The sequence below is a fragment of the Flavobacterium sp. SM2513 genome, assembly GCF_050908145.1.
Classification (GTDB): domain Bacteria; phylum Bacteroidota; class Bacteroidia; order Flavobacteriales; family Flavobacteriaceae; genus Flavobacterium.
Genome location: NZ_CP194228.1, coordinates 1553570 through 1572571 on the forward strand (window position 1 = coordinate 1553570; position 19002 = coordinate 1572571).

At 35.1% G+C, this 19002-nt stretch carries 17 protein-coding genes and 1 tRNA gene; 11 read left to right on the forward strand and 7 right to left on the reverse strand.

Annotation, left to right across the window (positions count from 1 at the left end; all coding sequences use genetic code 11):
- Positions 1–55: 55 nt before the first annotated feature.
- Positions 56–2863 carry a M16 family metallopeptidase gene (locus ACQ5J2_RS06195; RefSeq protein WP_432672864.1) on the forward strand — a complete coding sequence of 936 codons (2808 nt, stop codon included), beginning with the start codon at positions 56–58 and terminating at the stop codon, positions 2861–2863.
- 49 nt (positions 2864–2912) lie between these two features.
- On the opposite strand, the gene ACQ5J2_RS06200 is transcribed toward ACQ5J2_RS06195, so the two are convergent.
- The 4 genes from ACQ5J2_RS06200 to ACQ5J2_RS06215 all read right to left on the reverse strand — a co-directional run bounded on the left by ACQ5J2_RS06200 (position 2913) and on the right by ACQ5J2_RS06215 (position 8669).
- Positions 2913–3677: a class I SAM-dependent methyltransferase gene (locus tag ACQ5J2_RS06200; RefSeq protein WP_432672865.1), complete on the reverse strand. Its 765-nt coding sequence runs from the start codon at positions 3675–3677 to the stop codon at positions 2913–2915.
- Positions 3678–3680: 3 nt separating this feature from the next.
- Complete coding sequence (map, locus tag ACQ5J2_RS06205) at positions 3681–4499, reverse strand: type I methionyl aminopeptidase (RefSeq protein WP_432672866.1); 819 nt, start codon at positions 4497–4499, stop codon at positions 3681–3683.
- A gap of 158 nt (positions 4500–4657) precedes the next feature.
- Positions 4658–6181 carry a 2,3-bisphosphoglycerate-independent phosphoglycerate mutase gene (gene gpmI, locus ACQ5J2_RS06210; RefSeq protein ID WP_432672867.1) on the reverse strand — a complete coding sequence of 508 codons (1524 nt, stop codon included), beginning with the start codon at positions 6179–6181 and terminating at the stop codon, positions 4658–4660.
- Positions 6182–6263: 82 nt separating this feature from the next.
- Positions 6264–8669, reverse strand: a complete 2406-nt coding sequence (locus ACQ5J2_RS06215; RefSeq protein ID WP_432672868.1) for a DUF5916 domain-containing protein — start codon at positions 8667–8669, stop codon at positions 6264–6266.
- Between the two features lie 235 nt (positions 8670–8904).
- Between ACQ5J2_RS06215 and ACQ5J2_RS06220 the strand changes: the two genes are divergently transcribed.
- Positions 8905–9636: a murein L,D-transpeptidase catalytic domain family protein gene (locus ACQ5J2_RS06220; RefSeq protein WP_432672869.1), complete on the forward strand. Its 732-nt coding sequence runs from the start codon at positions 8905–8907 to the stop codon at positions 9634–9636.
- Between the two features lie 3 nt (positions 9637–9639).
- Here ACQ5J2_RS06220 and ACQ5J2_RS06225 read toward each other — a convergent pair whose 3' ends face one another.
- Positions 9640–10077 carry a GNAT family N-acetyltransferase gene (locus tag ACQ5J2_RS06225; RefSeq protein ID WP_432672870.1) on the reverse strand — a complete coding sequence of 146 codons (438 nt, stop codon included), beginning with the start codon at positions 10075–10077 and terminating at the stop codon, positions 9640–9642.
- 137 nt (positions 10078–10214) lie between these two features.
- Here ACQ5J2_RS06225 and ACQ5J2_RS06230 point away from each other — a divergent pair.
- Positions 10215–10290 (forward strand) — tRNA-Gly (locus ACQ5J2_RS06230).
- Positions 10291–10323: 33 nt separating this feature from the next.
- On the opposite strand, the gene pepE is transcribed toward ACQ5J2_RS06230, so the two are convergent.
- Positions 10324–11043, reverse strand: coding sequence for a dipeptidase PepE (gene pepE / locus ACQ5J2_RS06235; protein ID WP_432672871.1), 720 nt, complete (start codon positions 11041–11043; stop codon positions 10324–10326).
- Positions 11044–11195: 152 nt separating this feature from the next.
- Here pepE and ACQ5J2_RS06240 point away from each other — a divergent pair, with 152 nt between their 5' ends.
- From ACQ5J2_RS06240 to ACQ5J2_RS06275, 8 genes are all read left to right on the forward strand, one after another.
- Positions 11196–11960, forward strand: coding sequence for a hypothetical protein (locus ACQ5J2_RS06240; protein ID WP_432672872.1), 765 nt, complete (start codon positions 11196–11198; stop codon positions 11958–11960).
- Positions 11947–12657 carry a hypothetical protein gene (locus ACQ5J2_RS06245; RefSeq protein WP_432672873.1) on the forward strand — a complete coding sequence of 237 codons (711 nt, stop codon included), beginning with the start codon at positions 11947–11949 and terminating at the stop codon, positions 12655–12657. Before ACQ5J2_RS06240 ends, ACQ5J2_RS06245 begins: the two co-directional genes overlap by 14 nt.
- Complete coding sequence (locus ACQ5J2_RS06250) at positions 12647–13405, forward strand: hypothetical protein (RefSeq protein ID WP_432672874.1); 759 nt, start codon at positions 12647–12649, stop codon at positions 13403–13405. The genes ACQ5J2_RS06245 and ACQ5J2_RS06250 overlap by 11 nt, the downstream gene beginning before the upstream one ends.
- Positions 13395–14183: a hypothetical protein gene (locus ACQ5J2_RS06255; RefSeq protein WP_432672875.1), complete on the forward strand. Its 789-nt coding sequence runs from the start codon at positions 13395–13397 to the stop codon at positions 14181–14183. Before ACQ5J2_RS06250 ends, ACQ5J2_RS06255 begins: the two co-directional genes overlap by 11 nt.
- A gap of 12 nt (positions 14184–14195) precedes the next feature.
- Positions 14196–14702: a DUF6702 family protein gene (locus ACQ5J2_RS06260; protein WP_432672876.1), complete on the forward strand. Its 507-nt coding sequence runs from the start codon at positions 14196–14198 to the stop codon at positions 14700–14702.
- 45 nt (positions 14703–14747) lie between these two features.
- Positions 14748–16979 carry a M1 family metallopeptidase gene (locus tag ACQ5J2_RS06265; RefSeq protein ID WP_432672877.1) on the forward strand — a complete coding sequence of 744 codons (2232 nt, stop codon included), beginning with the start codon at positions 14748–14750 and terminating at the stop codon, positions 16977–16979.
- Between the two features lie 72 nt (positions 16980–17051).
- Positions 17052–17423 carry a Sec-independent protein translocase subunit TatA/TatB gene (locus ACQ5J2_RS06270; protein ID WP_432672878.1) on the forward strand — a complete coding sequence of 124 codons (372 nt, stop codon included), beginning with the start codon at positions 17052–17054 and terminating at the stop codon, positions 17421–17423.
- A gap of 3 nt (positions 17424–17426) precedes the next feature.
- Positions 17427–18029 (forward strand): phosphatase PAP2 family protein, encoded by a 603-nt coding sequence (locus tag ACQ5J2_RS06275; RefSeq protein ID WP_432672879.1) that lies wholly within the window; start codon positions 17427–17429, stop codon positions 18027–18029.
- Here the strand turns inward: ACQ5J2_RS06275 and ACQ5J2_RS06280 are convergent.
- Positions 18024–18665 (reverse strand): O-methyltransferase, encoded by a 642-nt coding sequence (locus ACQ5J2_RS06280; protein WP_432672880.1) that lies wholly within the window; start codon positions 18663–18665, stop codon positions 18024–18026. The two genes, ACQ5J2_RS06275 and ACQ5J2_RS06280, sit on opposite strands and share 6 nt — an antisense overlap.
- Positions 18666–19002 lie beyond the last annotated feature (337 nt).

The following is a 19002-nucleotide window of genomic DNA, read 5'->3' on the forward strand; positions in this document are numbered from 1 at the left end:
AAAACTGAAATAAAAGTTATTTCTTAAATTTCAACAACCTAAAAAATGATTTAATATGAAACAAATTAAGAGAACGCTTTTCTTATTATTAGCATTACCAGTTGCTATGGTAGCTCAAGAAGTGAAGGGTGATGCACTGATTCCCTTTGACTCTAGTGTTAGAACGGGAAAATTAGCAAACGGACTTACGTACTACATCAAGCAAAATGCGAAACCTGAAAACAAAGTCGATTTACGACTAGTTATCAATGCGGGTTCGATTTTAGAAAACGACGACCAACAAGGCTTGGCGCATTTTATGGAGCACATGTGCTTTAATGGTACCAAGCGTTTTCCGAAAAACAAATTGGTTGATTATTTGCAAAGTATCGGCGTTAAATTCGGACAACACTTGAACGCCTACACCAGTTTTGATGAAACGGTTTATTTTTTACCAATTCCTTCTGATGATGCTGAAAAATTGGAAAAAGGCTTTCAAATCATCGAAGATTGGGCCTTCAATGCCGTTTTAACTCCAGAAGAAATTGACAAAGAAAGAGGAGTTGTTCTTGAAGAATACCGAATTGGTTTAGGGTCTGGAAAAAGAATGATGGGACGATACATGCCTAAAATGATGTATAATTCACATTATGCAGACCGACTTCCAATCGGTAAAAAAGAAATTTTAGAAAATTTTAAATATGATAAACTTGTAAGTTTCTACAAAGATTGGTACCGACCAAATTTGATGAGTGTAATTGTCGTGGGTGATATCGATGTGGATGCGATGGAGAAAAAGGTCAAGGAACATTTTTCTTCCTACAAAAACCCAAAGAATGAACGTCCAAGAATTATTTATGAAGTGCCAAATCATAAAGAAACTTTTATAGCAGTTGAAAGTGACAAGGAAGCTTCTTCGGCTCAAGTGCAATTGTTGTACAAAGATTATGAAATGCCGAAGCCAACAGTTACAGTTGCTGATTTTAAAAAAGAAATGATTGAAGGCTTGTTTTCTACCATGCTGAATAATCGTTTGGACGAACTGACAAACTCTCCAACTCCGCCATTCACATATGGATATTCATATCATGGAGGAACCTATGCGAGAACTAAAGAAGCCTACCAATCCTTTGCAATGTCTGCTGAAGACAAACAATTAGATGCGTTGAAAGTTTTAGTAACTGAAAATGAACGTGTCAAGAAATTTGGGTTTACCATTGGCGAACTCGAACGTGCAAAATCAGATTTCGTAGCAGGAATGGAACGCGCTTATAATGACCGAGAAAAAACAAATTCCTCAAATTTTGTAGGCGAATATCAATCACACTTTTTAGAAAAAGAACCAACTCCAGGTATCGAGTGGACTTACAATATGCTTGTTAAAGTCTTACCAACGATTGAGTTAAAAGATATTAATGGTTTGATAAATGACTATATTAAAGACGATAATCGTGTGGTGATTTTAACCGGTCCAGAAAAAGAAGGTTTGAAAATGCCAACAGAAGCAGAGGTGTTGTCTGCTTTAAGAGTAAATACAGATGCTATTACCGCTTACGAAGACACTGAGATTGCTTCAAGTTTGTTGAGAAATCAACTAAAATCAGGAACTATCGTTAAACGAGAAAAAGATGCAAAAATCGGAACCACTACTTTGACACTTTCGAATGGTGTAAAAGTGACTTACAAGAAGACGGATTTTAAAAATGATGAAATTTTAATGGGAGGAATCAGTTTTGGAGGAAGTAATTTGTATTCGAATAATGAATTGCAACAGACACAATTTGCAAATGGCGCATTAACCGAAGCTGGTTTTTCTGGTTTGAAAGTCAATGACATCAACAAGTTTATGAATGGTAAAATTGCGAATGTTAATCCATACATCGGTAGTACCACGGAAGGTTTTAACGGTAGCACAACGCCAAAGGATTTGGAATATCTTTTTCAAATGACGAATGCATACTTCACTGATTTGAATTTAGATAAAGAAGCTTTTGACGGTTACCAACAAAAGCAAAATTCATTTTATAAAAATTTGGGCTCCACTCCGAATTTTTATTTTCAGCAAGAGTTTTATGGATTTCTAATGAAAGACAATCCAAGATTTTTCGGTTTAATTCCAGATGATAAAGCTTGGGAAAAAACCAATTATGAATTGGCTTACGAGAAGTACAAAGAACGGTTTGCAAATGCAGCAGATTTTGAATTTTTCTTCGTAGGAAATGTTGATGATGCTAAAATGGAAGAATATTCTGCTAAATATTTAGGTAGCCTGCCAAGCACAAGTCAACGTGAAAAAATGACTGATTTAGGTTTCAGAATGCCAAAAGGAGATTTGAAAAAGACTGTCAACAAAGGAACAGACCCCAAAAGTAACGTGACAATTATGTACTATGGCGACGCGACTTACTCTCCAAAAGAAGCTTTAGCAATGGAAGCTTTGGGAGAAGTATTAACTATTAAATTAATCGAAGAGTTACGTGAAAACGAAAGTGGTGTTTACGGAATTAGTGCTCGAGGAAGTATGAATAAAGTGCCTTACGGTTCGTATAGTTTCAATATTTCTTTCCCTTGTGGACCTGAAAATGCTGAAAAGTTGACGCAATCTGCTTTACGTGAATTAAATAAAATAATTAAAGACGGTCCTCAAGCAGTTGATTTGACTAAATATAAAGAAGGTGAAATTGCAGATTATAAGAAGGAAAATAAAGAAAATCGTTTTTGGTTGTCTACTTTGACACGTTCGTATACAAATGGGACTTCAGCAGCCGACATTTTGAAAATGGAAGAAAGAATTAAAGGACTTACTACAAAAGATTTGCAAGAAGTGGCCAAGAAATATTTATCCAAAGATAAAGTAATTGGAATTTTAATGCCGGAAAACTAGTTTAAATTAGTTTGAAAAAAGGAAGCCTGATTTTAAAATCAGGCTTTTTTTATTTATAGCAAACGGGAATAATCTCTCCCGGTGCTAAACAATATTTTGTCACTAATTCAGGACTTAAATTTGTAGTATAATCTTCTTCAATTACTGTAAATCCAATACTTCGTAGTTTATCAAAATAATCACGTCCATAAATCCGAACATGGTCGTATTGTCCGAATATTTTTGCACGTTCTTTTTGATTAACAATAGTATCATCTGCAAAAGTAGTAGCACGATTTAAATCTTGCGGAATCTGAAAAATCCCCATTCCGCCAGGTTTTAGTACGCGATATAGTTCTTGCATCGCTTTTGTGTCATCAGGAATGTGTTCCAAAACATGATTACACAAAATGATATCATAAGTATTGTCTTTGAAAGGTAAATTACAAATATCTGCTTTTACGTCTGCCAACGGAGAAAGTAAATCAGTCGTTGTATAATCGAGATTTTTCTGACTGCGAAACCTTTTATAAAATGCCTGTTCAGGTGCAAAATGCAACACTTTTTTTGGTGCTGTAAAAAAATCGGTCTCGTTTTTTAGATACAACCACAATAAGCGGTGGCGTTCCAATGATAAAGTGCTTGGCGACAGCACATTATTTCGTTGTGTTCCGTAGCCGTATGGAAGGAAACTTTTAAAGCTTTTTTCGTCAATTGGATCGGTAAAGGTTGAGCCTTTTAAAACATATTCCATCATCGGTCGCGCCACATAACTCATTCGAATTAATAACGGTCGGGGAATAGTGTTTAAAATGAATTTGAACAATTTCTTCATGGATTACAATACCAAAGGTTGCATTCTAAATTCATTTTCTTCTTCAGAAATAATTCCTAATGCTTCATATACATATCCAAAAGTAGAAAGCAATTCTGGCTTTCCATTTACAATGGCAACGTTATGCTCAAAATGAGCACTAGGTTTTCTATCCGCTGTAACAATAGTCCAACCGTCTTTCAAAGTTTTAATGTTACGCGTTCCAAGGTTAATCATTGGTTCGATAGCGACAACCATCCCTTCAACAAATAATTTCCCACGACCTCTCTTACCATAGTTTGGCATTTCAGGATCTTCATGCATTTTTCGTCCCAATCCGTGTCCAACTAATTCTCGAACAACGGTATATTTATGCGATTCGCAATAAGTTTGTATTGCATTTCCAACATCCTCAACGCGGTTTCCGATTTTTAATTCGCGTATCCCAACGTATAAAGATTCTTTAGTAACTTGAAGCAGTTTTTTAGTCTCAGGAGCTACATCGCCAATTTCGAACGTATAAGCGTGATCGCCATAGAATTCATTCAAAATTGCACCACAGTCTACGGATACAATATCTCCATTTTCAATAGGTCGATTCGTAGGTAGACCATGAACTACTTGCTCATTTACACTTGTTAAAAGTGTCGATGGACAACCGTAAAGTCCAAGAAAACCTGGAATCCCTCCATTGTCACGTATATATGCTTCTGCTAATTTATCTAAATGTAAAGTGGTTACGCCTTCTTTGATTTCGGTCGCAATCATTCCTAAAGTTTTAGAAACCAATAAAGCGCTTTGACGCATTAATTCGATTTCTTCTCTTGATTTTTGGATAATCATTTTCTTATTTTTTGATTCTGCAAAAGTAACAATTTTAAACGAATTGAACGTCGGAAGTACTGTTGCAATAATTTATTCTAAATGTTCAGCTTTTTTTAAAAAAAAATGTTTCAACAAAATGATTATTCTTATTGAAACATTTAAAGATGGTTGTAGTTTTAATGTAAAAGTGAATGTCGCGTCATTGCTCCAGGTTTTTCAATACCGATAAGTTCTAAAATTGTTGGAGCAATATCACTCAAAACACCATTATTTATGAACTTCAAATCTTTGTCAACTAAAATAATTGGAACAGGATTCGTTGTATGAGCTGTATTTGGAGAACCATCGGGATTTATCATCGTCTCGCAATTTCCATGATCAGCAATTACGATTGTAGTATAATTATGTGCCAATGCTGTTGTAATTACTTTTTCAACACATTGGTCTACCGCTTCACACGCTGTTATCGCAGCTGCCATAACTCCAGTGTGTCCAACCATGTCACCGTTTGCAAAATTCAAACAGACGAAATCAACTTCCTCTTGCTCCAATCTTGGAAGTAAAGCTTTAGTCAAATCAAAAGCACTCATTTCGGGTTGTAAATCGTAAGTTGCCACTTTTGGCGAAGGACATAAAATCCGACTTTCACCAACAAATTCTGCTTCGCGACCTCCGGAAAAGAAAAAAGTTACGTGCGGATATTTTTCGGTTTCAGCAATACGAATTTGTTTCTTTCCGTGCTTCTCAAGTACTTCACCTAAAGTTTCTGTGATATTGTCTTTGTCGTAAATGACGTGCATTCCTTTATAGGTGTCATCATAATTCGTCATCGTGACGTAATATAAATCATTCAATTTATGCATGTTGAATTCGTGCATGTCGCATTGCGTCAACACTTCTGTCAGTTGACGACCACGGTCTGTTCTGAAATTAAAAAAAAGAACGACATCGCCTTCTTCAATTGTTGCAATTGGATTATTTGAATCATCAGTCATAACAATTGGTTCGATAAACTCGTCGGTAGTTTTATGGTCGTAACTTTCTTGAATGCTTTCAATGGCATTTTTGGAATATTTTCCCTTTCCATTTACTAATAAATCGTATGCAAGTTTCACTCTTTCCCAACGTCTATCTCGATCCATTGCGTAATACCGACCAATAACCGAAGCTAATTTTGCTTTCTTTGTACTTAAAAAAGTTTCTAAATCAGCGATAAAACCAATTCCTGATTTTGGATCAACGTCCCGACCGTCAGTAAAAGCGTGAATAAATACTTTTTGAAGGCCATAATTTTCAGCGGCTTCTACAAGACCTTTTAAATGATTGATGTGGGAATGAACGCCACCATCAGAAACCAATCCTAAAAAGTGCACTTTTCGATTGTTCTTTTTTGCAAATTCAAAAACATCAACCAATGTTTTTTCATTTTTCAAGGTATGATTTTGAACGGCTAAATTTATTTTGGCTAAATCTTGATAAATAATTCTTCCGGCACCTAAATTCATGTGTCCTACTTCAGAATTCCCCATCTGACCTTCAGGCAAGCCTACATTTAAACCATCTGTCCGAAGTTGTGCACTTGGATATTTAGCGTATAAACTATCAATAAAAGGAGTATTTGCATTATCTATAGCGGAAACTTTTGGGTCAGGTGATTTTCCCCAACCGTCTAAAATCATTAAAATTACTTTCTTATTCATCTGGTTTGTATTTTAAACAAAGGTAAAAAAATAGAAACTGATGTAATTATTTTAAAATGATAATTAATGAAAAAATATTAAATTAAAAAATGTTTTTCACCGCATTATAATCAATAAAATAGCGAAGACTAATGGAGAAAATCGTATTCAAATTGCTATCGATGAGATTATTGAAATTTGGACCTATATTTCGATTAATTAAGTTGGTATAAGTTGATCCATTGTTTCGATATAGAACTGATATTTCACTTCCAGGTGCAAACCACCATGAGTACGATAAATCAAAATTTAGCGTATTGTAATTAATATTAGTATCTCCTGCAAAAGGATTTCCACTAACCAATGAACCATTATTTTTTAAAGAAAGATAGGCTCTGTTTTCAGAAATAGCCCAATAGTATCGCGCAGCAAGATTCAATGTCATTCGTGGACTTAAGGCATATTTTGCTGAAATCTCATGGGTAAGTGCTCGAATATCTCGTTCAGAAAACACCACTTCATCTGCAGTATCAAATGCAGCAAAACCTTTGTCACTGTTTTGTCGGAACATATCCAACGAATAAGTCATCAGAAAACGATTGTTGAACCGGTACCTTGGACTGACTGTAATTCCATACATTATACGTTTTTTCTCATTATATATTTTAGAGTGCGGCGTGATATCTATAGCGAATTTTCGATTGTAATTCGTTGATAAATATAGTGAAGTGTAAATATTTTTCGGAAGTGTTACAAACTGATTTTCTACTCGAGCTTCATAGAAATCATATACTTTTAATGGGTTTACGTAAAATGAAAAGGCTAGATAATCGTTTTTTAGAGTATTAGCTGAGATGTCAATATTAAATTGAGCTTGTTGCAGTCGGCCAGAAGTATTTTGAAGTTCTAAATAATTGTTATAATTAATTCTTAATGTGTTGAATAATTTCGTTGGTTTTAAAATTCGATAGCCTAAATTAGCATAGCCTCCGTGGTAATCCGTTATGAAATTAATTCCTAAATCGTTCGGGTCGTATTCTTTCGAAACATAGTTTGCACCCGCATTATAGCGCCATTTGCCGCCTTTCTTTCCAACTCCAATAGATGTACTAATTCCATTTTTATCATCAGCGTTACCGTATCTATTAATATAACTGTATTTTGCATCTCCAGATAAATTATACCGATTGTTTTTTGTGTTCAAATCGTAAACTAATGCGGAAACATTGGCATCCCGAAAGGTTCCATTTCGTGTAACATTAGTGTTAATAAATGAAACAGAGGAGTTTTGATTAAACCTTTGATCAACAACCAATACATTGTAATTGGTTACAGGTTCCACTTCAATTTTAGTCGATTTCTGAGTGATTTCGTTATATGCACGAGCAAATGTTCGCTCGGTTATTGCATTTAAAACGCCAATACCCAAGCCGCTTTTCGTTCGTCCAGAAACTTTTACGGCATTAATTAAGTTTACTGAAGTCGGATTTTTAACATCAATATCTTGTTCATCAGTTGTTGCATAAGTGGATGGTCTTCCGCCAACTCTTCGCGAATAAAGTAAACCTCCTTTATTAAATAAATCAGTTCCTTCAGTAAAAAATGGACGATTTTCATTGAATTGTTGTTCGAATGGACCTAAATTCAGTTCGACATTATCATAAACAGTCTGCCCAAAATCTGGAATTAGAATAGCATCTAATGTAAAGGAATCATTTATGCCGTATTTAATATCCATTCCAGCCTTGAAGGTATGGCTAGAGGTGGTCGTGTTGTTTTCAAAGTAATAGGAAGAATAAGGAATGAAAAACAATCGAGTAGGAGGTGTGATGTTTTCAATTCCTTCTAAACGACCTGTTTGAGGCAGTAAAGCACCAATTTCCAGATTGACAGAATTCCATGTATATTTCTGACGATCACGTTTAATTTCTCTATAAAAATTAATTCCCCAAGTTTGAACTTTTTCCTTTGAAAAACGCAATGCAGCATAAGGAATACGCATTTCAACAGTCCAACCTTCATCTGTTAGTGTAACATCGCTGTTCCAGATTGCGTCCCAACTATAATCTTCGTTTCCTTCTGTTGCAATACAATCCATCTGAACTCCTGCCGCACTTACAAAAAAACGAAAATCTTGTTGACCATCATTAAAACCGTTAATGTAAACGCCAAAATGATCCGCAGTTCCAAAATTATCACGTTGCGTAATTTCTTTTAAAATTTTATCTGGTTGATTGTCTTTTAAAATAGCACTAATGTAAAGTGCTTCATTATCATATAAAACACGAACTGTAACTTCTTTTTCAGAAGCAGCCGCCGCTCCATTATCGGGTTCTTGCATAACAAAATTAGTGGCTGAATGTGCTGATTCCCAAATAGCTTCATCTATTTTACCATCTATCGAAATTCTTTCGGTAATTGAGTGCGTTTGCAATGTTTTCTTTTGCGAATAAGCTGAAAAAGAAATGATTATAATGAAGATAAGTTGTAAAATGCGGCTGTTTGGCATAATCATTGTATTATATATACAAAACTAGTGATTTAACAATTATTAACAAGTAAAATCACAATTTAATTTTACAACTTACGTTTTAAATAATATAAAATTTGTTGGTTTAACTCGCGATTACCCCTTTATTTGTTTTAGAAATAACATTTTTGTTAAAGTTTTTCATAACGTTATTTTTCTCATCAAATTTTATATTTTTGCCTCGTTCATTATTAATGTATAAAAAACACTATCAATGATTTACCGAATTTTTCCATTTTTCTTCTTATTATTCTCGAGTTTTAGTTCTAATCCCGAAATTGTTTCGGATAAAGCACACAGTAACCTACAATCTGTCAAAGTTCTTGCTGAAAATATTACCCTTTCGGCAGAAGCTAAAGCGGTTAATTTGTACAATTCTTTAGATGCAAATAATCTTTCTCTACCTAATTTAGAAAGTTTTACAAAAGCTTTAAAAGGTTTTTATGCTTTGCAAACGAAGGGTAAAATTCAAAAAAACATATTGACTTTAATCGATTTCAGTTTATCGTCAAACACGAAAAGACTTTGGATTATTGATTTAAACTCAAATACAGTCCTTTTTAATTCTTTAGTAGCACATGGAAGAAATACAGGAAATGAGTTTGCTACTTCGTTTTCAAATAAAGCAGAATCATACAAAAGTAGTTTAGGGTTTTACGCAACGGGTGAAGTTTATCAAGGAAAACATGGACTTTCTTTACGTTTAGACGGTTTAGAACGTGGTGTAAATGATAATGCAAGAGCTCGTGCTGTAGTAATGCATGGTGCTGATTATGTTGCAGAATCGTTTATAAAAAATAACAGCCGTTTGGGTCGTAGTTTGGGTTGTCCAGCAATTCCAATGAATATGACCAAAGAAATTATTTCAATTATTAAAGATAAATCTTGTTTATATATTTATCATCCTTCTTTAGATAAAGAGAATGAGACGAAACATGTTTCTTAAGAATTAAAGCAATCGGTACATCATATAATGAGTGCCTACGCCTTCAATTTCAAATGCGGTTCCGCGTTTATGAAAATTTAATCTTTCATAAAACGGAACCGCATTTTTTCGTGCATAAAACCAGATTAATTTCTTTTGATTTTCTTTTGCCAATTTAATAACATTATGCATCAGTTTTTCGCCAATGCCTTTCTTTTGAAATTCGTCTAAAACAGCCATTCCTCGAACTTGAATTTGCTTGTCAAATTGCCAGTTTGCATTCGATTTTTCAAAAACAGACACAATTCCTACAAGCATTTCTTCATGGAAATAGCCAAAATGTGTCGTCGTTGGTAGATTGTCTCCTTCAAAACGACAAGTTTCAACGGGCAAACCCGGTCTTAAAACCGGATTCCGAACGATAAAAGTGGACTCTGAATCAATTGTTTTTATTTTTGACATAAATTTTTATTTCGATAACTTTTTAAAGGTAAATTAATTAGGGTTTTTTTGGTTTGCTTTTATAAAATAATTTGATTTTTTTGAATAAAAAGCTTGCGACAAAGTAATTTTATTACTTATATTTGCACCGTTGATAAGCGAAAGTAGCTCAGTTGGTAGAGCTCCAGCCTTCCAAGCTGGTTGTCGCGAGTTCGAGCCTCGTCTTTCGCTCCAAAAGCCTCAAAGTAATTTGAGGCTTTTTTTTTGTCATAATCCCAACGTTCCCAATTCGCTCAAATCACTTCCCGTTTCTACTTCTTCAGCAGGTTGATTCCTTCTAAATATCCTAGCATTTAAAGTTCCTTTCAAAGTGACTGTGTCTCCTTTTACATCAAGCCAGCTTCCTTCCCGTAATCCTAAAACAGGAACTGTGTTGAATGCATGATATTCTTTAATTCGAGTTTCACGCGTTTCTCCCATATGTTTGGATTGGTCATCCGGGTCGAGATAATGAGGATTCAAATTAAACGGTAGTATTCCCAAAGTTTGAAAACTGGGTGGGTAAATAATAGGCATGTCATTCGTAGTTTGCATTGATAGTCCGGTAATATTACTTCCGGCACTTGTTCCTAAGTAAGGTGTTCCCGATTTTAAGGTTTCAGCGAGAATGTCCATTACGTCGGATTTGTAAAGTTGTGCCACCAATAAAAAGGTATTTCCACCTCCAGTAAATATTCCCTGAGCTTCTTGAATGGCTTTTTTCAAATCCTCAAATTCATGTAAGCCTTTTACGTCAATATTGATTTTTGCGAAAGCTCCTTTAACACATTCGGTATAATCTTCATGTGAAATGCCGCCTGGTCGAGCAAAAGGAATAAATAGAATGGATTTACAGCTAGCGAAATGAATTTTCAGCTCGGGTAAAATGTATTCTAAATAGTCGCCTCCGTGAAGTGTGGATGTACTTGCAATAATTAAATTCTTCATATAAATAATTTGAGTTTAAAGATAAAAATCTTCTTCAAATGATTCAATGAGAATAAAATTTAATTAACAAAAGTTTACAAACGCTTTAGGACTTAATTTGGAAGCCTTCCCAATACATTTACAATCTATTCAATAACCGTAAATTAAATTATTTGGGAGCGAAAATTACTTTACCTTTTTTACTGCTGTTTTTTACTACAATCGGAATTGCTCAAACAAGAAGGCAAGTTCAGGGAAAAATCAGTGTTAGTAACGCAAGTCCGTCAAATGTTTTGATTCTTAATTTGAATACCGAAGAAGAAGCTAGAAGTAATTCAGAAGGTTTATTTGTAATTTCTGTACAACCCGATGATATTTTAGTTTTTTCATCTGAAAACTTAGATTATATGCGGAAATTAATTGAGGTTTCGGACTATCAAAAATCAGAAATTACAATCGAAATGACTTCTAAGTTAATAGTATTGAATGAAGTTGAAATTATTGATAATAAATCCTACAACGCTGTTGATTTAGGAATTCTGCAAAAACCAGCCAAAAGTTACACTCCTATGGAACGTAAATTACAAACTGCGGGAGATTTTAAACCCATTCACTTATTAGGACTACTTGGAGGCTCTTTGCAATTGGACCCCATTTTTAACGCGATTAACGGAAAGACTAAACGTTTGAAAAAAGAAATTATCTTAGAACGAAATGCTCGTAGATTAGAAGAGTTTAATGAGTTTTTGACAGAAAATGATTTGATTAAGGAGGTTAAAGTCAGTCCAGATAACGTTAGTGAGTTTGTGTATTTTGTATTAGAAAAAGAAGAGTTTAAAAAGTTATTAGAATCTAAAGATAGAAGCAAAATGATATTTTACCTTATCGAACAGCATTCGGAGTTCACAATTAAAGCCAATTCGGATGAAAAAAAGTAGTCTTTTATTTTTTCTTTTAATTGCTACGTGCTCTTTTGCACAGAAAGCCACTAAAATTAATGGAAAAATTGTAGTCTCTGATGCAAAACCAAGTGGTGTCCATGTTATTAATTTGAATACCGAACAAGAAGTGCTTTCAGATGAAATGGGTAATTTTCTAATCGAAGTTCATGCCGATGATTTACTTGTTTTTAGCGCAAGTCATTTGGATTATATGCGAAAAATCATCGAACAAGAGGATATTGACAAAGGAATATTTACTGTTGCAATGACATCAAACAGTACGATGCTCGAAGAAGTTGAAATCACCAATTATAGCAGAATTAACGCAGTTTCATTGGGAATTTTATCCAAACCTGCAAAAAAATACACAGTTGCCGAACGCAGATTATATGGAGCAACAAGTTCGCCATTAGATGGTTTGCTTAACAAAATTTCTGGACGTACGGATATGCTAAACAACGATATTGAGACAGAAAAAAAAGAATTTGCATTAGTATCTTTAGACGGTCTTTATCCAGAAACGTTTTACACGCAAACACTTAAAATTCCCAAAGAAGAAATTGGAGGATTTCACTATTATATAGTTGAAGATTTTAAATTAAAAGAAGCATTAAAGGGCGATAATTCTTTCCTTGTTACTTTTATAATGATTAAATTAGCCTCCGACTATAAAGCAATTCGAGATGCGAAGTAAGTTGGTTTTCTGTATTATTCTTTTGATTTCTGTGAATGCTTTTTCGCAGAAGGAGAAATTGATGAAAGGCAAAATACTTGTCAAAAATTCAAAACTGGACGGAATTCGAGTAATTAACTTGGTCAACGAAAAAGAAGCTGTTACAGATGCTGAAGGTGTTTTTTCTATTTTAGCAAAACCAGATGATTTACTTGTTTTCTCGGCATCATTTCTCGATTACATGCGGAAAATTATTGAAGAAAGTGATTATAATAAAGGTACGATTAAAATAGAAATGACTTCAAAGGTAGTGCAGCTCGATGAGGTTGAGATTTATGAGAATAAAAGAATTAATGCAGTAGCTTTAGGAATTTTGTCAAGTCCTGCAAAAGAATATTCACCTGCGGAACGACGATTACAAACAGCTACAGGATTGTATCCTACCCTTAATGCGGGAACAATGGCAGGTGGGTCAATAGGTTTAGACCCGTTGATGAACTGGATTTCAGGACGAACCGCATTGTTAAAAAGAGCTTTGAAAGCGGAGGAAAAAGAAATTCTTTTGCAAAAATTGGAGCAATATTATCAAGAGAAATTTTTCACAGATAAGCTAAATATTCAAGTTTTATATTTAGGTAGTTTTAAAAATTTTGCAGTCTACGATGCTGCGTTAATTGATGCGATTAATTCTAAAAATGAAGCGCTGGTGGAGATTAACTTATACCGATTGTCCACTGAATTTAATAAATTAAATGATTATGAAAAATAAATTACTCTTTGTTTTGTTGTTGTTTACAAGTGTTTTGATGGCTCAGAAATTACCACGAGAAATTCTCTATGGTCAATTAGTAGCTGATTCTACAGGAGTTGAAAATGTTTTAGTGACAAATAAAACAGCGAAGCTAGCTGTGTATTCGCGAAGCGACGGGACTTTTCAAATTCATGTACGTGAGAAAGATACTTTGATATTTTCGAACTTGAATTTCCCTGTTCAAAGTCTTATTTTGAATGAAGCGGACCTAAAATTAAAACTGCTGAAAATTAAAATCGAAAGTCGACCAAATCAACTGGATGAAGTGATTATTAATCCAAATGCATTAAGCGGAAATCTTGAAAAAGACAATGAGAATATTAAAGTGACGCAACTGAAACCCAAAATTGATAATCTTACAGCGATTGCTACGCTTTATGAAGATGACGTCCAATCTTCGCCTGATAATAAGCTAATGCCTGGTTATTTAGACACGAGATATATGATGGATTTTCAAGCTATTGGTGTGAAGCTAATTCGGTCTTTAAAAAGTAGTGAAGCCCAAAGGAATAAAAATAAAGATATCTCACGATTTTCTGTAATTGTTCAAAATAGATTTTCACCTGAGTTTTTCAGAAATAATTTCAAAATGGATAAGAAACAAACAGAAGCTTTTTTAAATTTCTGCGAAAGTGACCCGAATGCAAAAGAACTTACAGCGAATGGCAATGACTTTGAACTCATTGATTTCTTAATGTTGAAAAAGCAAGAGTACACTAAATTTAAAAAAGAATAGTACTTTTGAAAAATGAATAAAAAAGTTGTTTTACTTCTGACGCTATTACTATTTATAGGATTGAGTTCGTTTAATGTGCACAAATTTTACGTGTCCATATACCAAGTCGATTTTGTTCCCGAGAAAAAAAGAGTAGAGATTACAGCTCGAATTTTTCTGGACGACTTGAACACAGCATTGGAACAGGAATACAATGCTAAAATGCATCTTGGCGAAAAAGCCGAAAGCGCTCAGGATGTTTTGTTTCTACAAAAATTTCTACAAAAACATTTGAAAATAGCCATCGATGGTAAAGAAAGAAACATTCAATTTTTAAGCAAAGAAGTAGAAAATAATGTTTTGATTATTTACTTAAAAATCAACGACATTAAGAAAATGTCTGCAATGAAGATTCAGAATAACGCATTATTAGAATTAAATTCAGACCAGCAAAATATTATTCAGACTAATTTTTTTAACAAGAAGAAAAGTTATCTTTTTACGGGAGATTACTTCGTTGAAACAATTCACTTCAAATAAATATAAATTATTTTATTACTTTTAAGGTCTTAAAAAAAAAACTACATGAAATTACACCATTTATCGGTCGTTTATTTACTGTTTTCATCAGTAATCGTTTTTGGGCAAGTCACTACAGAAAAACAAAAAGGACACGAAGACACTAATAAATTCCGTCAAATGTATGATTTGATGGCCACTCCAAACATGTATCGAACCGCTTCTGGAGCTCCTGGTCCTGAATATTACCAGCAGAAAGCCGATTATAAAATGGATATTGAGCTTGATGATAAAAATGCGCGACTAGACGGTGTTGAAACAATCACTTATCATAATAACGCCAAGGAATCGCTCGATTACTTATGGTTGCAACTGGACCAAAACAGAAGAAATAAAAATTCGGTTACTAAGAAAAACGGAAGCTCCTACATGGACGACGCGATTAGTACACAAGGATTTTCTACAAAATATCTTGAAGAACCAGCAGAGCGAGGCTTTAACATTGTTTCGGTTATGGATGAAAAAGGAAAACCACTTTCCTATACAATTAATGAAACCATGATGCGAATCAATTTGGTTGAACCATTGAAACACGGTGCGAAAATGGTTTTCACAATCAAATGGTGGTACAATATTAACAACTACATGATTGAAGGCGGTCGTTCCGGTTACGAGCATTTTGAAAAAGACGGCAATAATCTCTATGTTTTAGCACAGTTTTTTCCTCGAATGGCGGTTTATAATGACGTGGAAGGTTGGCAAAACATGCAGTTTTGGGGTGGTGGAGAGTTCGCTCTAGCTTTCGGAGACTATGAAGTAAATGTTACTGTTCCGGCGGACCATATCATGAATGCGACCGGCGTTTTACTCAATAAAAAAGACGTTTTTACAGAGACGCAACTAAAACGTTGGGCTCTTGCCGAGAAAAGTTTTGACAATCCAGTTATTATTGTCACACAAGAGGAAGCAATAAAAGCCGAGAAAGGTAATTCAACAAAAAAGAAAACTTGGAAATGGAAAGCTGAGAACGTTAGAGATTTTGGAATTTCAACTTCCCGTAAATTTATTTTTGATGCCATGGCGGTTAAAATGGGCGACCGAACCGTAATGGCAGAATCCATGTATCCAAAGGAAGGAAACCCACTTTGGGAACAATATTCAACTCGGGCGGTAGCTCATACTTTAAAAAGTTATTCCAGTTATACGTTTGATTATCCGTATCCAAAAGCTGTTTCGGTAAATGCACAAGACCAAGGAATGGAATATCCGATGATTTGCTGGAACTTTGGTCGTCCAGAAACAGACGGAACCTATTCGGACCAGGTGAAATACGGTATGATTGGCGTGATTATTCACGAAGTGGGACACAATTATTTCCCGATGATTGTCAATTCGGATGAAAGACAATGGACGTGGATGGACGAAGGATTGAATACGTTTCTACAATATTTAGCCGAAAACACTTTTCAAAAAGATTTCCCAAGCCGTCGTGGTCCAGCCCGATTGATTGTACCTTATATGAGTGGCGACCAAGATAATATTTCCCCAATTATGACCAATTCGGAGAGTATAAAGCAATTTGGAAGCAACGCTTACGGAAAACCGGCAACGGGTTTAAACATTCTTCGTGAAACCATAATGGGCCATGAACTCTTTGATTATGCATTCAAAACGTATGCGAATCGTTGGAAATTCAAGCATCCAACACCAGAAGATTTCTTTAGAACTATGGAAGATGCTTCGGCAGTTGACTTAGATTGGTTTTGGAGAGGTTGGTTTTACACCACAGATTATACGGATATTGGAATTAAAGAGGTAAAACAATTTACCGTTACAGATGAATTGCCAAAAGGATTAGAGGTGGAGAAACCTTCGCGTCGTCGTCGTTACAATTTGACGGGACCAATGGTTTTTGCTACCGAAATTGAGTCTTCAGAGAAAGGAAAATCAGTAAATGTAAAAGAGATTAAAACCTTGAAAGAGTATCTGGCAACCAATTTCACCCAAAAAGAAATAGCAGCATTAAATAATCCTAATTATTTCTACCAAGTTACTTTTGACAAACCCGGAGGATTGGTTATGCCACTACTTGTTGATTTGTTTTTTGACGACGGAACCGTTGAAAAGCACCGTTTTCCTGCTCAAATTTGGAATCGAAACGACGAACTAGTTACGCGAACTTTTGCAACGGAGAAGCCAATTGTTAAAATCATCGTGGATGCCGAACTGGAAACTGCCGACATTGATGTTACGAATAATACGTGGCCAAAAGAGTCGGTGCCTTCTAAATTTGATTGATAAAAAAACGCTAAATACGTCCCTTATTCGCAAAGTTCCTTTGTAACTTTGCAACCCTAAAGTAAATATACCATGTTTGGAATTGGAGGTTCAGAAATATTTGTCATTATATTGATTGCAGTTATGCTTTTTGGTGCGGATAAAGTGCCCGAAATTGCCCGAACTTTAGCTAAAGGAATGACGCAATTGAAAAATGCAACCGATGATATTAAAAACGAAATTACTCGAAGTGCCGAAGAAAACGGACTGGATAGAAAAAGCTTAACAAGCGGTTTCGAATCAGAATTTGGTGGATTGAAAGAGCATGTCGACGGTATAAAAGACGATTTGGCAGCCAATCATTCACTCGATGTAAAAAGTATAACGGCTGATATTGACTCAGAAATTTCAAAGGCAAAAGAAAACTTAGACGATTTAACTGGGCCAATTAAAAGACAACGATAAATTATGTTGGAATTTTTATTGAATTTAGACCGCGATGTTTTTATTTTCCTAAATAGTTTTGGAAATGAAACATGGGACCCGTTCTGGCTGTGGATTACCAAACAAATCAACTGGATTCCTATCTTCCTTATTTTCTTTTACCTTATTTTCAAACATTACGGTTGGCGTCATGCTTTGTTAATCATTCTAATGATTTCTTTGCTGATTTTAATCACAGACCAAACTACCAATCACCTTTTCAAATACCGTTTTGTACGACTTCGCCCAGGAAGTGACCCCGCTCTTGATGGACTTATTCGAGCCGTACATACCAGTAAAACCTTTAGTTTTATCTCCGGTCACGCTTCTAATTCTATGGCGGCTTGCTTTTTCTTATACACCGTTCTTAAAACACGTGTAAAGTACATCGAACTTATGTTCCTGTGGCCTTTAGTATTCGCTTACAGCCGTATATACTTGGGCTTGCACTATCCAGGCGATATTTTAGCGGGTTATATTTGGGGAATAGTAATGGCGCTTTTGGTGCTGAAACTTTACGTAGTGCTTCGGGATAAGTATTTTCCCAACCGCGAACCCATCGAAGTGGTTGAGGATGCTGAATTATAAAACCCGACTTACCGTCAATCCATCTCTTATCGGCAACAAAACCGTTTCAACCCTCGGGTCTTCATTTATCTTTTTATTGTAGGCTAAAAGTACATTTGTGCTCAAATCTCGCGGGTCAGGCGTTTCAAGAACCTTTCCGCTCCACAAAACATTGTCAGAAAGAATAATTCCACCTTCATTCATCTTGGGAACAATCAGGTCAAAATAGTTCAAATAATTTTCCTTATCAGCATCAATAAAAACCAAATCATACTTCTTTTCTAAGGTGGGAATGATTTCTATGGCGTCGCCAATGTGCTGCTGAATTTGTGTATGCCAAGGCGATAAATCGAAGTATTTCTTTTGAATGGATTCCAACTCTTCATTGATGTCAATCGTGTCCATCGAACCATTTTTTTGCATTCCTTCACACAAACACAAAGTGGCATAACCCGTATAAGTGCCAATTTCCAGAATGTTTATTGGTCGAATCAATTTCGATAACATACTCAAAACCCTCCCTTGAAAATGACCACTCAACATACGAGGCTGAAGGATTTTCTGATGCGTTTCGCGGTTCAAAGCTGCTAAAAGTTCAGGTTCTTGTTGCGAATGATTAGCGATATAATTTTCCAGTTCTTCAGATATAAAGTGCATGTCTCGTATTTTTTGGCAAAGTTATCAAAATACTACAATTCAATTAGGGTTTGCAAACCTATTTCTTTTGATTAAAACACAATGAAGCACCAAGCATAAATAGTTTTTTATTTACAGCAAAAAAGCACGGTATGATTTCCAGTATTGCTAACTCTAATGTTTCGTATCACTGCTCCTCCGTTATGCAGGAGTGCTCCTCTATTTCGCAGGAGTGTTCCTGCGTTTTACAGGAACGCTCCTACGTTTTGCGGGAGTAGTCCTGCGTCTTGCGGGAACAGTCCTGCGTCTTGCGGGAGTAGTCCTACGTCTTGCAGGAGTTGTCCTGCGTTTTGCAGGA

Coding starts and splice junctions, on each gene's coding strand:
- ACQ5J2_RS06195 (WP_432672864.1), top strand. CDS start 56: ATGAAACAAATTAAGAGAACGCTTTTCTTATTATTAGCATTACCAGTT.
- ACQ5J2_RS06215 (WP_432672868.1), bottom strand. CDS start 8,669: ATGCCAAACAGCCGCATTTTACAACTTATCTTCATTATAATCATTTCT.
- ACQ5J2_RS06255 (WP_432672875.1), top strand. CDS start 13,395: ATGAAAAATAAATTACTCTTTGTTTTGTTGTTGTTTACAAGTGTTTTG.
- ACQ5J2_RS06260 (WP_432672876.1), top strand. CDS start 14,196: ATGAATAAAAAAGTTGTTTTACTTCTGACGCTATTACTATTTATAGGA.
- ACQ5J2_RS06250 (WP_432672874.1), top strand. CDS start 12,647: ATGCGAAGTAAGTTGGTTTTCTGTATTATTCTTTTGATTTCTGTGAAT.
- pepE (WP_432672871.1), bottom strand. CDS start 11,043: ATGAAGAATTTAATTATTGCAAGTACATCCACACTTCACGGAGGCGAC.
- ACQ5J2_RS06200 (WP_432672865.1), bottom strand. CDS start 3,677: ATGAAGAAATTGTTCAAATTCATTTTAAACACTATTCCCCGACCGTTA.
- ACQ5J2_RS06265 (WP_432672877.1), top strand. CDS start 14,748: ATGAAATTACACCATTTATCGGTCGTTTATTTACTGTTTTCATCAGTA.
- ACQ5J2_RS06270 (WP_432672878.1), top strand. CDS start 17,052: ATGTTTGGAATTGGAGGTTCAGAAATATTTGTCATTATATTGATTGCA.
- ACQ5J2_RS06280 (WP_432672880.1), bottom strand. CDS start 18,665: ATGCACTTTATATCTGAAGAACTGGAAAATTATATCGCTAATCATTCG.
- ACQ5J2_RS06275 (WP_432672879.1), top strand. CDS start 17,427: ATGTTGGAATTTTTATTGAATTTAGACCGCGATGTTTTTATTTTCCTA.
- gpmI (WP_432672867.1), bottom strand. CDS start 6,181: ATGAATAAGAAAGTAATTTTAATGATTTTAGACGGTTGGGGAAAATCA.
- map (WP_432672866.1), bottom strand. CDS start 4,499: ATGATTATCCAAAAATCAAGAGAAGAAATCGAATTAATGCGTCAAAGC.
- ACQ5J2_RS06220 (WP_432672869.1), top strand. CDS start 8,905: ATGATTTACCGAATTTTTCCATTTTTCTTCTTATTATTCTCGAGTTTT.
- ACQ5J2_RS06245 (WP_432672873.1), top strand. CDS start 11,947: ATGAAAAAAAGTAGTCTTTTATTTTTTCTTTTAATTGCTACGTGCTCT.
- ACQ5J2_RS06225 (WP_432672870.1), bottom strand. CDS start 10,077: ATGTCAAAAATAAAAACAATTGATTCAGAGTCCACTTTTATCGTTCGG.